We start from the raw sequence: 14,680 nt of genomic DNA on the forward strand, positions 1-14,680 counted from the left end.
AAATAATTATTAGATAATATTACTTTGGGTCGTCTTCCGGGAAATGACATATTTGCTGCTGATAGTCATTCGGTGCTGGAAAATTTAATACTTACATAGTGAAAGGATCATTTTATGAAGTATATTGTGCTAGATTTGGAAATGAATCCGATAATAAATAAATTTAAAACAGAGCGACATATTTGTAAAAATGAAATAGTTGAAATCGGAGCCATCCTTATTGATGAAAATTTTGAAAAGAAAAGCCAGTACAGACAATATGTAAAGCCTCAGTATAACGAAATTGGCAGACGCTATGAAGAATTGACAGGAGTGACTAATAAGCTTGTGCGGGGAGCTCCTCATTTCAAGGATGCAATGGAAAGTTTCTGCCAATGGCAGCGGGAATGTTGTGCGACAGATGAAGATATGGCTGTTTATGCATGGAGTGAAAATGACCGGCGGCAGATGGAACAGGAATTTATGCTCAAACAGATGCAGCTGGATGATTATTCCGTATTGTCCTGTCCTTGGTATGACTTGCAGAAAGAGTATTGCACCATGTTGGGATTAAAGCGTATGATAACATTGCAGGCCGCTGTGGGAGCAATGGGGGAAGCATTTGTGGGACGAATGCACGATGCCCTTTGGGATGCAGAAAATACTGCGAGAATATTTGTCTTATCTAGAAATCCAGAAAATTTTAAGAAAGTAATGAAGCCGGTGTTGGATGTTCTACAGCCAAGTAGTCCGATGACGTATTCATTAGGTGATTTATTTGGTGATAAATTAAAAGATCTGAAGGTAGAATAATTTTGCCTTCGTATAGAGAAAGTTGATCTGCTGCATAAACTTTGTTTTAGGGGTGCTTTATGGAAATTTTTAAACGTTTTTTTGAATTTTATAAACCGCATAAGCGGTTATTTTTTTTCGATTTGATTTGTGCTACATGGGTGGCAGCCGTTGATTTGTCATTTCCCCAGCTGTTATACTATTCTACACATGTTCTGTTTGTTCAGGGGAAAAGTGATATATTCAGAGGCTGTGTCCTTATTGCGGCCATTATGATAGTCCTTTACGCCATACGTTATTATTGCCAACATTATATAACTACTTGGGGACATATAATGGGGGCACGTATGGAAAGTGAGATGAGAAAGCAGCTGTTTGAAAAATATCAGGCGCTATCTTTTTCTTATTATGATAGAAATAATACCGGGATAATGATGAGCAAGCTGGTATCAGATCTTTTTGATATCTCGGAACTTGCCCACCATGGGCCGGAAAATGTTTTTTTGGCTGTGATGGAATTAACAGGGGCATTTGTTTTAATGGGAATAATAAATGTCTATCTGGCTGCAATATTATTTGTAATAATGTGCATGATGTTGTTTTTTGGTATAAAACAAAACCGTAAGATGAAAGCTATATTCTTGGATAATAGAAAAAAGATAGCTGATGTAAATTCGTCTTTACAGGATAGTTTGGCAGGAATAAGAGTCGTAAAATCATTTGGCAATGAAAAAATTGAACATGAAAAATTTCAGTATAGTAATAATGAATTTTTACATTCAAAAACAGAAAGCTATATGGCTATGGGACGCTTTGTGGCAGGTGGCGGTGTGTTCGTCGGGCTCAGCTATATGGCCGTGCTGTCCGTCGGTGGATATTTTATCGGCCAAAATATGTTGCAGCCGACTGATTTGGCAGTTTTTGCGTTATATATAGGAATATTTTTGAATCCGATAAATATGTTGGTTAATTTTACGGAACAATTTCAAAAGGGATATACAGGTTTTTGCCGTTTTGTGGAAATTATGGATACTCCAGTTACCATAAAAAATAAAGCGGATGCGCAGGATATAGGTATTGCCAAGGGTGATATTGATTATAAGCATGTTTTCTTTCATTATGAAAAAGAACAAAAGGTACTGGAAGATATAGATTTTCATGTGGATGCAGGAAAAACAATTGCTTTGGTAGGGCCGTCAGGAGGCGGTAAAACCACAATATGCTCTCTTTTGCCAAGGTTTTATGACGTGACGAAGGGAAGTGTCTGTATTGATGGCAAGGATGTACGTGATATAACGCTTGAATCGTTGCGTAGAAATATAGGCATTGTCCAACAGGATGTTTATATGTTTAATGGAACGATTAAGTCAAATATTGCCTATGGTAAGCCAGATGCCTCTTTTGAAGAGATAATGGAAGCTGCTAAACGGGCAAATATACATGATTTTATAATGACCTTGCCTGATAAATATGATAGTCTGGTAGGAGAACGGGGAACACGTTTATCTGGAGGACAAAAGCAGCGTATCTCTATCGCCAGAGTCTTTTTGAAGAATCCACGTATATTAATTCTTGATGAAGCTACCAGCGCATTGGATAATGAAAGCGAAAGATATATTAAGGAAGCTTTGGAATTGTTGGCAAAAGACCGTACTACTATTGTCGTAGCACACAGGCTGAGTACCATCCAAAATGCCGATGAAATTCTTGTAATACGGCACCACAATATTACGGAACGCGGTAATCATGATGCACTGATAAAGCAGGATGGACTTTATGCACGCTATTACCGTATGCAATTCCATAAGCAAACGGTAAAGTGATTTTTGTTTATAGCGGAGTATATTTATGAAGGAAAATAAAAGTACAATATTACCTTTATTAATTTTTTTGAGTATATTAACAGTTTTTTTAGTCGTGGGAATCGTCGGCCGCATTAGCTATTTGGGATTGCGTGACATTTCAGTGGGTTTGCCAACGTTTTTTTTCGGGATATGCGTACTTGTTTTCTTGGGTGCATTGCTGATGCTGTTCAATATAGTGCTTATTGTTTCCCCTCTGTCCAGGTTTAGTTTTGGGCACAAATATATATATGAAACGGTAAATTTACTATTTCCCCTAATTCTTTTATGGGGCAAAGTTTTGCATATTTCCCGCCGCAGTATAGAGCGGTCTTTTGTCAATATAAATAATCGGCTTATTGGTTTTAGCAGCATAAAAGTACAGGCGAAAGATTTGTTGGTCATATCTCCGCATTGTCTGCAGATGGCTGCCTGTAAATATAAAATAACTTATGATGTAAATAACTGCCATAAGTGCGGTGGTTGTCCAATTGGCGCCATGTTGAAAATGTCAGAACAGCTGGGTTTTCATTTTCATGTGGTGACAGGAGGTACTTTGGCTAGAAGTTTGGTAAAAAAGATGAAACCTAAATTAATTTTGGCGATCGCTTGTGAAAGAGATTTGACTAGCGGGATTCAAGATGTTTATCCATTACCGGCAGTAGGTGTGCTCAACAGCCGGCCTTTTGGCCCATGCTATAATACTACTGTGGACATAGATGAAGTACGTACCATGATAGAACGTTATATAATAAAAGAAAAATAGGAAAAAGAAAATAAATGAATGATAGAAAAGCTGCCCTGAAAATTTTATTGGACATATATGAAAATAAAGCGTATGCTAACATAGCTTTAAACCGATATTTTACAAATAATCAGTTGGAGGACATAGATCGTAGATTTATAACACAGCTTGTTTACGGAACAGTTAAAGCAGGTGACACTCTTTTATGGATACTGCGCCAATATATAAAAATGCCCGTCAGCAAGGTCCATCCGGTTATACGGACGATATTGCGGATGGGAATATATCAGCTCCTTTATATGGATAAAGTGCCTGCGTCAGCGGCTTGTAATGAGTCTGTCAAACTTGCTAAAAAATATGGACATGTGGGTACTGTAAAGTTCGTCAATGCGGTGCTGCGTTCTATTGCCCGTGACCGCAGTAAATGCGATTTTACGAAGGCAGGCGGACAAACAGCTTACATTGCTTTACAATACTGTCATCCAGAGTGGTTAGTAAAACTATTTATGGATGAATTTGGCCGTGAGCAAACCATAGCTTTATGCCAGTTCAATAATACGGAGGCACCGCTTTCTTTACGCTGCAATACTTTAAAAAATACAGTGGAACAATTGCAGGAACATTTGCTAAAAAAAGGTGTTGAATGCGAAAGGTCGCGCTTTTGCGAGGAAGCCGTCGTTTGTACACGCCATCCGTCATTAACAGCAATGGAGTTCTTGAGAGAAGGACGGGCTTTGGTACAGGATGAAAGCTCTATGCTGGTAGCGCATGTTATCAATCCTGCACCTACAGATTTAGTCATAGATGTATGTAGTGCACCGGGAGGAAAAACAACCCACATTGCTGCACTTATGGGAAATAAGGGTAAGGTTATTGCCAATGATATCCATGCACATAAAATTAAATTAATAGAAGAAAATGCGGCAAGGCTGGGTATCACGAATATAGAGGTAAATATAGAAGATGCCCGCAATATAGGTAAGTCGTACAAAAATATGGCGGATAAAGTGCTAGCCGATGTGCCTTGCTCCGGGCTTGGTGTACTGCGTCGCAAAGTTGACGCACGTTGGAATAAAACAAAGGCAGAAATAGAAAAACTGCCACAGCTGCAATATGAAATACTGGAAAGTGCGGCCGAAGCGGTAAAACCGGGCGGTATATTGGTTTACAGCACCTGTACGATCATAAAAAGAGAAAACAGTGAAGTAGTAAATAAATTTTTAGCAGCACATGAGGAGTTTAAACTTGAACCGTTAGATGATTTTTTGCCCAGCGGTCTACAGGGAAGGGGTAGTATGCTGCAATTGCTACCACATGTGGATAATGTAGATGGATTCTTTATTGCGCGTATGCAAAAAATGAAATGAAGAGAAAGTAGGAAAGCTATTGCAAGAAAATATTTTTGGAATGACGATTGAGGAATTAAAGGAAAAACTTAAACCACTAAAGGTACCGTCTTTTCGGGCCGGACAAATTTTGGAATGGATGTATCAGAAAAATATATATGATTTTTCGGCAATGACGAATTTATCTTTAGCATTGCGGGAAGAATTGAGTGAAATTTTTATTATTGACAGCGGTGAAGTAGTTACTGTCAAAGAGTCGAAGGATAAAAAAACAAATAAGATGCTGGTGCAGTTTGCAGATAAAGTTGCGGTGGAAACCGTACTGATGCGGCAAAGTTATGGAAATAGTATTTGTGTTTCTTCGCAGGCCGGCTGTAATGTCAGCTGTTCTTTTTGCGCTTCCACGCTGAAAGGGCTTGAACGTAATCTGACTAAAGGGGAAATGCTGGCGCAGGCCATGAAAAACCAAGAATTAATCAGTAAAGAAAACAATGCCCGCATTGGTAATATCGTCATCATGGGTAGTGGGGAACCCTTGCTGAATTATGATAATGTGCTGGCTTTTATACGCTTGGCGCATGAAAAATATTGTATGAATATAGGCTATCGTAATATTACTATATCTACATCAGGCATAATTCCCATGATGGAAAAACTGGCACAGGAAGATTTGCCGGTAACGCTTTCATTGTCTTTGCATGCACCGGAAGACAAGCTGCGATCTGAACTCATGCCAATAAATAAACGTTACCCATTAGCTGATGTTATAAAAGCTGCTGACTATTATGCAGAGCAAACAAAGCGGCGGGTTACCTATGAATATGTATTGATAGACAGTATAAATGATAGCCAAGAACATGCGAGAGCATTGGCTTGGCTGCTTAAAAATAAACTGGCAAGTGTAAACCTTATTCCTATTAATCCTGTAGAGGAAAGAGGTTTTAAACGTCCGTCTGCTGAAAAGATAAAAGCTTTTTGGAACGTTTTGCAAAAATATCATATTAATGCAACTGTGAGAAAAGAAATGGGCACAGATATTGATGCTGCCTGTGGACAGTTGAGAAATAAGTATATAGATATGCAATAATTAAAAACGTAAATATTCTTTTTTGAGACTGTCGGAAGAAATAAATGTTTTTAGCAAAAAAGGAGCTGTCCGCATATGCGGCAGCTCCTTTTGACGTTAGTCTATTATTTTTAGTAATTTGTTGCCCGTACCTGGAAGAAGGACTGAGGATGTTCACATACAGGACAAACCTGAGGTGCGTTTTTAGCTTCACATACATAGCCACAATTTGCGCACATCCAGATTACTTTTTCACTTTTCTTAAAGACAGTATCTTCTTTTATGTTGCTTAAAAGCAGTTGATATCTTTCATCATGTTCTTTTTCGATGGAAGCTACCATTTCAAAAAGTCTGGCGATTTTTTCGAAACCTTCTTCATGGGCTGTTTTAGCAAACCCAGGATACATGCTTGTCCATTCGTAATTTTCACCAGCAGCGGCATCTTTAAGATTTTCGGAAGTATCACCGATACCATGTACTAATTTAAACCAGATTTTTGCATGTTCTTTTTCATTTCCCGCAGTTTCTTCAAAAATTTGTGCTATCTGCTGGTAGCCGTCCTTTTTAGCTTTAGAAGCGTAAAACGTGTACTTGTTACGTGCCTGAGATTCACCAGCAAATGCAGCCAATAAGTTTTGTTCTGTTTTTGATCCTTTTAATTCCATTAGTAATCTCTCCTTAAAAAAATTGTTTATATAGTTAGCGAATTTTATCGCTAATCTTTAGCTGATAATGAAAGTGGATAATTGTTCTTAATAAAGAATTTATATTAAATACCGTATAACAGTATTATATATTATATTGACGGTTTGTCAAGAGTGTGACTTTATTTTACTTTGACTTGAGTTATAATATTGCATATAATAGGGGTATTAAAATTATGAAGGGAATAAACGGGGCGATAGAAATGTCATTTTCTAAAATGGAAACCTTCTTAGAAAAACATATAGAAGGTTTTTTTAATCGCAAATTTGCTAGTGAACTTCAATTTGCCGAAATACAAAAGGATATCACTCGTATTATAAAGCGCAATAGGAAAAAAGTAAACAATGGTTTTTTTGTGCCTAACTATTATGAGGTCGTATTGGGTAATGTAGATTACGGACGTATTTGTTCGCGTAAGTCGCGGGAAATGCTTCATGAATATATTGTCTGTACTATAATGCGCGAAGATTTGTTTATTGATGGTACCCTTCTTATTAAGTTTAGGAAGAACGATAAAATGCAAAAGGGAACCTGTAATGTACTTGCGGATTACAAGGCCGGTGAGGAAAATACGGCAGAAGTTGACGATGTCGAAGAAAAAACAATTGTCATAAAGAAACCCAGCATTAAGGAAACTGCGGCTATGCCTGCTGAACACGTTTATGCGACACTTACTGTAACTGCGGGTAAAGATGCGGATGCGCATTTAGATCTGGGGGCGCAGCAGGTTCACATAGGGCGGCGCGAAGAAAATGAATTTTTATTAACAGACCGGAATGTGTCAAGACTGCATGCCTATATAGCGTTTAAGAAATACAGACACATTTTATATGATGCCAGTAGTTTAAATGGCACGTTTGTAAACGGAAAGAAAATTTCTACAGTCTGTCTTAAAGATGGCGACGTGATAGATATGGGGCAGACTCAGATGGTTTATGAGGTACTTTAATGACAATAAAAATAGCAGTTGTAGCATTAGAGTATGCACTTTTGTTTTGTATATGTGCGTTTATATATAAAACTATGCGGGCAATGTATGGCGATCTTCATGATAAGGCTTACGAGGAAACTAAGGTAACTGTAAATAAAAAGGTCGCTTTGGTTATCCTCCAGTCATATGATGAGAAGCTTGTCAATAAGCGCATCTTATTTAGTGATATGCTAACGCTGGGCAGGGGCGTTGACAACAATATAGTGCTTGCCGATGCATATGTGTCACATCATCATGCAGTGATCAGTCCGGTGAAAAATCAATACCAGCTTGAGGATCTGCATAGCCGCAACCATACGTATGTAAACGAAAAAGTCTTGCTAGGTAAAATCTTTCTGCAAAATGGAGATATTATAAAAATAGGGACGACTGTATTCAAATTCGAGAGGTGATAACAATGTATGTAACGCATGGCAGTAATGTAGGGCTTGTCAGAAGCAATAATGAAGACAGCTATATTTGCCTTGAACCGTATGCTTTTGCTGTCGCCGATGGAATGGGCGGACATGCGGCAGGAGAAGTGGCAAGTAAACTCCTCATTGAAGAAGCGGAACAGGAATTGCGTCATAAGGGAGAATCTGGCTGCAGCAAAGAGCTGCTGAAGAATATTATCGTCAGGGCAAATAATATCATTTTGCAAAAGGCATCTGCCGATAAGCGTCTCGCAGGTATGGGAACTACAGCGAGTATGGTATATGTGCATGATAAGAAAATAATATGGGCACATATAGGGGACAGCCGCATTTACTTTTTGCATGATGGGCGGCTGGTTCAGATTACGACAGATCATTCCCTCGTTGATATGTGGGTGAAAAATGGTACTATAACGGCTGAGGAAGCACTTCACCATCCGCAGAAAAATATTTTGACACGGGCGGTAGGTGTTGACCAGAGTATTGAAGTAGATACAGGCGAATTTTCCGCCGAAAGTGGGGATATGCTATTGTTGTCAACTGATGGGTTGACTAATATGGTTGCGGATGAGGATATAAATAAAATATTACTTGATAAAAATATAAAGGCTAAAGCCGATTGTCTTATTAATAAGGCTGTTGAAAACGGCGGAATAGACAATGTAACGGCAATTGTGGTGGAGTTTTGACATGTATTATTTTAAGAAAAAAGTATTATTTCTGCAGGCAATGCTTCCAGCGTTAGCTATGTTGCTTTTTTATGTTAAAGACGGTTTTGTTGTTAAACAGGAAAATGTGATAATAACAGCGGGTGCTTGTCTTATACTTGTTATTGTACCGCTAATTGCCCAAAAAGTTTTAAAAAATATTGATGTGTATATACTTTCTTTGGTGTGCTTTTTGTGCAGCATAAGCCTTATTATGATGCTCAGATTGAGAATTTCTTTATATCATACCCAGTTTCAATGGATTGTCGTTGGCATGATATTGATGTTTTGCACCATTGTCTTTTCAGAGAAAATTCTTCGGTTCTTGGATTATCCGTATATATTGGGGGTGCTCAGCATCCTCATTATTGGTTCAGTCCTTTTGTTTGGAACGGAAATTGGGGGCAACCGTAATTGGATAATCATGGGGCCGGTTCAGGTTCAACCGTCAGAATTTGCCAAATTACTTATATTGGGGTTTTTAGCGGCATATTTACAGGAAAATAAAAATATGCTCAATTTGCCTAATAGGCATTGGGGCTTTTTATATCTGCCACCACTTAGATTTTTGGCACCTTTAGTAACTATTTGGAGTATGGCCTTGCTGATGTTTGTTTATCAGCGCGATTTGGGTTCTGCACTGCTTTTCTTTGGTATGGCAGTGATGATGACCTATGCTGCTACCAGTAACAAGTCTTATGTTTTTTTGGCGGTGGTTTTTTTCATCATCTCAGCTTTTATCAGTTACTTGGCATTTGGCCATGTCCGTGTTCGTGTTGCTATATGGTTAAATCCCTGGGCTGATCCCATGGGGCAGTCATACCAGATTGTACAGTCGCTATTCGCACTGGGGTATGGTGGTTTTTTCGGGACAGGTTTCTGGCAGGGATCGCCGGATATAATTCCTGCGGTATATACGGATTTTATTTTTTCGGCGATAGGTGAAGAATTTGGTTTTATCGGTGTCTTTTCGGTAATAATGGCTTATTTATTAATATTTTTCCGTTCAGTTAAGATTGCATTGCTTTGCCAAAATGAAAAATATAAGCTTTTGTCTTTTGGCCTTGCGGGAACGATGCTTTTGCAGTCGTTTATAATATTGGCGGGAGTGACCAAGCTGCTGCCGCTGACAGGGATTACCTTGCCTTTTATCAGTTATGGCGGTAGTTCGATGGTGGCAAGTTTTATTGGCATAGGTTTATTGCTGGCAATAAGCACAAAGGAGAAAGATCGTGCGTGCTAATAATAATATAAATAAGAATATGTTTAGAATTTTGCGGATCTTTATTGTATTATTTCTAGTATTGGCAGCTAATTTATCATATATACAAATAGTTAAAAGTGATTGGTATACTAATAATCCGCTTAATCCACGCATAGCTAATAAGGAAAACTCGACTTTGCGGGGAGACATATTGGACAGGAATAATGTAAAAATAGCATATAGTAAAAAAGAAAACCAAAGCGCAACTCGTGTTTATCCGTATGGAGCACTTTTTGCCAATTCAGTGGGATATTTTGGGAAACGGATAGGCAGTGCTGGCATTGAACAAACGGAGAACAGCAGCCTCAGCGGGGTGAATATGGTTTTACACCAGCTTGGACCGTTGGAACAGCTTTTTGCGGCAGATAAGGGGAATACAATCCGATTGACTCTAGACGAGAAAATGCAAAAGGCGGCATGGGATGCCATGCAAAATAAGCGTGGCGCTGTTGTTATTTTGGATACTAATACGGGGGCTGTACGGGCAATGGTCAGCCAGCCTTCTTTCGATCCAAACAGTGTTGAAAAAGACTGGGACAGTTTACGTACAGATGCACAAAGCCCTCTTTTGAATAGAGCGACACAAGGACTTTATCCACCGGGGTCGGCTATAAAACCAATGATGGCCGATGCGGCTTTGGAACAAGGAGCTATAACCACAACTGAAAGGGTGGACTGTGGGCCTTATTATGACCTTGGCAATGGACAAAAAATATACGAAGCGGATAACGCTGTATACGGCAACATAAATCTTGAAGAAGGAATTATCCATTCTAGTAATGTAATGTTTGCCGGTCTGGCCGTAAAAATGGGTGACAAGGGATTGGAAAGTGCGTTTAAACGGTTTGGTTTTTATGATGATTTGAAAACAGATTTTGCGGAACAAAAGGCTCATTTGTCCGATTTTCCAAATCTGAGCAAGGGGGAAACTGCCCAGGTGGGAATTGGACAGGCGGATTTGTTAATATCGCCGCTCCGGATGGCAATGCTGGCATCAGCTTTTGGCAATCAGGGGAAAATGATGAAACCTTATATAGTGGATGAAATAACCTCGCCAGGAGGTGCAGTTATACAAAAAGGAATGCCGTCTGTTTTTAAGGAAGTTACTACAGCAGACAGAGCTAATATAATAAATTCTTATATGGAAAATGAGGTGCTTAAGGGTACGGGAAGAAATGCGGCAGTAAAAGGGGTCATTGTCGCTGGTAAAACAGGAACGGCAGAAAACCCATTAGGGGCTGATCACGCATGGTTTATTGGTACGGCCCAATTGAAGACCGAGAAAATATCTTTTGCCATTATATTGGAAAACAGCGGTTTTGGCGGTGCGGAGGCTGCGCCGATTATAAGAAATGTAATCAACACTATGCTTAAGGAGGATTGAATTGATGGCTAAACAAATTTTGGCTGAACGTTACGAATTGATTGAGCGCATCGGCGATGGGGGTATGGCCGCTGTTTATCGCGCACATGATCAATTACTTGACCGTTATGTAGCAATAAAAATACTTCATCCGCAATTTGCCAATGATGAAGACTTTATAATACGTTTTAAAAAAGAAGCGCAGGCTGCGGCGAAATTATCACATACAAATATTGTCAATATTTATGATGTAGGTGAATGGGAAGAAAAACACTTTATTGTAATGGAATATGTTGAAGGGGAAACATTAAAGTGCAAGATTCAGCGTGATGGTAAACTTTCTATACGCGATACGCTTAATATCAGTGCCCAGATAAGTGAGGCGCTGGAACATGCGCATACGCATAACCTTATCCACTGTGACATAAAACCCCATAATATACTCATAAAACCAAATGGACAGGTAAAGGTGGCTGACTTTGGTATTGCCCGCGCTGCCTCTTCTTCTACAATGACATATAGCGGTAACGTGGTAGGTTCCGTACATTATATTTCACCGGAACAGGCACAGGGAAATTCGATAACGCCTAAATCAGACATCTATTCTTTGGGTGTGGTTATTTATGAAATGCTCACGGGGCAAGTTCCTTTTAAAGGGGAAAATGTAGTCAGCATTGCCTTGAAACATTTGCAGGAAACACCTGTGCCAGTTCATGAACTGCGTCCAGATGTTCCACCAATAGTGGAAGCCATAGTTTTAAAAGCAATGGAAAAAGATCCGCAAAAACGATTTAGCAGTAGCCAGCTGATAGTAGAAATACACAAGGCTGAGAAAATGCTTTTTGCCGATGATAAAGCAGTGGATGACCCTTATGCAACGAAAGTGCTGCCGCGTGAACAGATCCAAGAGCTGTCTAAGCAAACGGCGGGACATGCTGTGGACGGGCATCCGTCTAAATCAATAGTGAAATCAAAGAAATTTGTCGCATTGTTGATTGTTATATTACTAATAGGTTTTTTCACAGGGGCTTTTCTTTCTTTCGGCAAATTTTGGAGCAATGCAGAAGTGGTTGTTCCAGATGTTGTTGGACAGACTGAAGAACAAGCAAGAACTACGCTGGAGGATAAGAAACTACGTGTACAGATTTCCCAGAGCTATAGTTCTGACGTACCGGCAGGTACTGTAATATCGCAAACACCAGAGGCGGGGACTACTGTGAAGGAAGATAGAATGGTCACCATCTATATCAGTAATGGTGCGGAAAAAATTTCCGTTCCAGATATTACTGGATTTACCAAGGAAGACGCAGAAAAACAGCTCAGTAAGCTTGGTTTGAAGATGGGAACGATCACTGAAGAATTTTCTGATAAACCTGTTGGTACAGTTTTACGGCAAAATCCTGCGGCTGGTGATACAATAGATAAAGGGCAAGCTGTAGATCTGGTAGTAAGTAAAGGCAAAGAAAGCGTAAAGGTATCGGTTCCTAATGTGACAGGAAACACGCTTACCGTTGCGCAGTCAATTATAGAAAAAGCGGGATTATCCGTGGGCTCAATAACTGAGCGCGAAAGTAGCAAAGCTGCGGGAACTGTGTTGGAACAGACACCGCAGGCAGGTGGACAAGCGGAGCAGCAAAGTGCAGTGAACCTTGTGGTAGCAAAACAAAAAGCTACTAAGGATCAAGTCAAGGAACCTGCTAAAAACAATGCCAGTACCGCAAAAAAAGCAAATACGGACAAAAAAAGTAATTGAGTCCGCATATAGTTTAGGAGGATCAATTTGAAAGCAGTTATTTTATTATCTGGGGGGCTTGATTCCACTGCCTGTATGGCAGTGGCTAAAAGCAAAAATTATGATTTGTATCCAATAAGTTTTAATTATCAGCAAAGACACAGCATAGAATTGTCAAGTGCAAAGAAAGTGGCAAAGTTTTATGGTGTAAAAAAACATTTAATAATCGATACAAATATGAATTCTATCGGTGGGTCAGCTCTTACAGATAAAAATATTGATGTACCTGATAGAGACCCGGATGGTACGGATGTGCCGGTGACCTATGTTCCGGCAAGAAATCTTATATTTTTGAGCTATGCACTTGGCTATGCCGAAGTTTTGGGGGCGGCATATGTTTATATAGGCGTGAATGCAGTCGATTATTCCGGTTATCCGGATTGTCGACCTGAGTTTATAGAAAAATTCCAGGACTTGGCAGATTATGCGACGAAAGCTACTGCTGCGGAACATAAGAAAATAGAGATAGTGGCACCCCTGCAAAATTTGTCTAAAAAAGATATTGTTTTGTTGGGGACTAAGCTTGGTGCCCCGTTTGCTTTGACGAGAAGCTGTTATAATGGGGGAGAAAAAGCATGTGGACATTGTGACAGCTGCAAACTCAGATTAAGAGGTTTTGCTGAGGCAGGTTTAAAAGATCCGATAGAATATATGGAGTGATAATGCTGTGAAAGATGTCCAAAGTATGGGTGATACGCGCGGTATCGCCATTCAGAGTGTAGGAATAAGTAAAGCCTGGCTGCCATTCTTGGCAGCCGCGGAAAAAGGGCAACCGCAAAATGTAACAGCTATGGTTGAGAAATTTACGGTGGATTTACCAAAAGAATATAAAGGGACGCATATGAGCCGCTTTATGGAAATCCTGCATGAGTATGCCAATAAACCGCTTAATTTTATAGCAATTAATGAACTACTGCGAGAGGCATTGCGAAAGCTTGCAGCAAAATCAGCCCATATTACCATAAACTTCAAATATTTTATAGAAAAAGCCGCACCTGTCAGCAAACGACAGTCATTGCTGGATGTTGACTGTGTGTTTAGTGGCGATAAAATTGAAAATAAACCACTGGTATTTACAATGGCTGTCGCTGTACCGGTTACATCATTGTGTCCATGCAGCAAGGAGATATCGGATTATGGAGCACATAACCAGCGTAGTATAATTAAAGCAGCAGTCAAATTTTCCAAACCAAATGGGCTGACCATTGAAAGATTGGCAAATATCATTGAAGCCCAGGCATCATCATCGGTTTATTCAATATTAAAACGCGAAGATGAAAAATATGTCACTGAAGCCGCTTATGAAAATCCTAAATTCGTTGAGGATATGCTGCGGGATTTGGTTTTATCCATGAGAAAATTAAAAGAAATAGATTATTTTTCTATTGAATGCGAGAACTTTGAGTCTATCCACAATCATAATGCTTATGCTGCGCATGAGGAATATGTATAAATTTTATATAGGCAAAGTGCTGCGAGGAGAGGGTAAAGAGCGGCTCACGCAGTGCTTTTGGCTATAGGCAAAAGGTGTAGAAGAGTAGTAAATAGAAAAAAATAAGGAAAAAGGGATAAAAAAGTAAGAAAAGGGATTGACAATAAGGCTGAGGTTAGATATAATAATTCCTGCGCTCAAGAGAGCGGCCAACAAAAAAGACCAAGAAAAAAAGTTGTTGACA

Annotated in this window: 15 protein-coding genes; 13 read left to right on the forward strand and 2 right to left on the reverse strand. The window is 39.4% G+C overall.

Annotated elements, in window-relative coordinates; translation table 11 throughout:
• The first annotated feature begins 114 nt into the window (after window positions 1-114).
• From EDC37_RS11190 to rlmN, 5 genes are read left to right on the forward strand one after another with little or no spacing between them, the layout of a single operon-like run.
• Window positions 115-792: a 3'-5' exonuclease gene (locus EDC37_RS11190; protein ID WP_132551369.1), complete on the forward strand. Its 678-nt coding sequence runs from the start codon at window positions 115-117 to the stop codon at window positions 790-792.
• Between the two features lie 59 nt (window positions 793-851).
• Complete coding sequence (locus EDC37_RS11195) at window positions 852-2,594, forward strand: ABC transporter ATP-binding protein (protein ID WP_132551371.1); 1,743 nt, start codon at window positions 852-854, stop codon at window positions 2,592-2,594.
• Between the two features lie 25 nt (window positions 2,595-2,619).
• Window positions 2,620-3,378, forward strand: coding sequence for a DUF116 domain-containing protein (locus tag EDC37_RS11200; protein ID WP_132551373.1), 759 nt, complete (start codon window positions 2,620-2,622; stop codon window positions 3,376-3,378).
• Between the two features lie 14 nt (window positions 3,379-3,392).
• Entirely contained in the window at window positions 3,393-4,724 is a 1,332-nt protein-coding gene (rsmB, locus tag EDC37_RS11205; RefSeq protein WP_132551375.1) for a 16S rRNA (cytosine(967)-C(5))-methyltransferase RsmB, read from the forward strand.
• A gap of 19 nt (window positions 4,725-4,743) precedes the next feature.
• A complete protein-coding gene (gene rlmN / locus EDC37_RS11210; RefSeq protein WP_132551377.1) occupies window positions 4,744-5,790 on the forward strand; it encodes a dual-specificity RNA methyltransferase RlmN in 1,047 nt (348 codons plus the stop codon).
• 110 nt (window positions 5,791-5,900) lie between these two features.
• Here rlmN and rbr read toward each other — a convergent pair whose 3' ends face one another.
• Complete coding sequence (gene rbr / locus EDC37_RS11215) at window positions 5,901-6,434, reverse strand: rubrerythrin (RefSeq protein WP_132551379.1); 534 nt, start codon at window positions 6,432-6,434, stop codon at window positions 5,901-5,903.
• Window positions 6,435-6,649: 215 nt separating this feature from the next.
• Between rbr and EDC37_RS11220 the strand changes: the two genes are divergently transcribed.
• From EDC37_RS11220 to folE2, 8 genes are read left to right on the forward strand one after another with little or no spacing between them, the layout of a single operon-like run.
• Window positions 6,650-7,423, forward strand: coding sequence for an FhaA domain-containing protein (locus EDC37_RS11220; protein ID WP_132551381.1), 774 nt, complete (start codon window positions 6,650-6,652; stop codon window positions 7,421-7,423).
• Window positions 7,423-7,857 (forward strand): FHA domain-containing protein, encoded by a 435-nt coding sequence (locus EDC37_RS11225; RefSeq protein ID WP_132551383.1) that lies wholly within the window; start codon window positions 7,423-7,425, stop codon window positions 7,855-7,857. Before EDC37_RS11220 ends, EDC37_RS11225 begins: the two co-directional genes overlap by 1 nt.
• Window positions 7,858-7,862: 5 nt before the next feature.
• A complete protein-coding gene (locus EDC37_RS11230) occupies window positions 7,863-8,567 on the forward strand; it encodes a Stp1/IreP family PP2C-type Ser/Thr phosphatase (protein WP_132551385.1) in 705 nt (234 codons plus the stop codon).
• 1 nt (window position 8,568) lies between these two features.
• A complete protein-coding gene (locus EDC37_RS11235) occupies window positions 8,569-9,828 on the forward strand; it encodes an FtsW/RodA/SpoVE family cell cycle protein (RefSeq protein WP_231040123.1) in 1,260 nt (419 codons plus the stop codon).
• Window positions 9,818-11,233 (forward strand): peptidoglycan D,D-transpeptidase FtsI family protein, encoded by a 1,416-nt coding sequence (locus EDC37_RS11240; protein ID WP_243642188.1) that lies wholly within the window; start codon window positions 9,818-9,820, stop codon window positions 11,231-11,233. The genes EDC37_RS11235 and EDC37_RS11240 overlap by 11 nt, the downstream gene beginning before the upstream one ends.
• Before the next feature lie 4 nt (window positions 11,234-11,237).
• Window positions 11,238-12,965: a Stk1 family PASTA domain-containing Ser/Thr kinase gene (pknB, locus tag EDC37_RS11245; RefSeq protein ID WP_132551387.1), complete on the forward strand. Its 1,728-nt coding sequence runs from the start codon at window positions 11,238-11,240 to the stop codon at window positions 12,963-12,965.
• Window positions 12,966-12,992: 27 nt separating this feature from the next.
• Window positions 12,993-13,664 (forward strand): 7-cyano-7-deazaguanine synthase QueC, encoded by a 672-nt coding sequence (gene queC / locus EDC37_RS11250; protein WP_132551389.1) that lies wholly within the window; start codon window positions 12,993-12,995, stop codon window positions 13,662-13,664.
• 7 nt (window positions 13,665-13,671) lie between these two features.
• Complete coding sequence (gene folE2, locus EDC37_RS11255; protein ID WP_132551391.1) at window positions 13,672-14,457, forward strand: GTP cyclohydrolase FolE2; 786 nt, start codon at window positions 13,672-13,674, stop codon at window positions 14,455-14,457.
• 3 nt (window positions 14,458-14,460) lie between these two features.
• On the opposite strand, the gene EDC37_RS12450 is transcribed toward folE2, so the two are convergent.
• The coding region (locus EDC37_RS12450) for a hypothetical protein (RefSeq protein ID WP_207900832.1) at window positions 14,461-14,680 on the reverse strand (220 nt) is incomplete at its 5' end.

Origin of the sequence: Pectinatus cerevisiiphilus, assembly GCF_004341685.1 — a bacterium.
Taxonomy (GTDB): domain Bacteria; phylum Bacillota; class Negativicutes; order Selenomonadales; family Selenomonadaceae; genus Pectinatus; species Pectinatus cerevisiiphilus.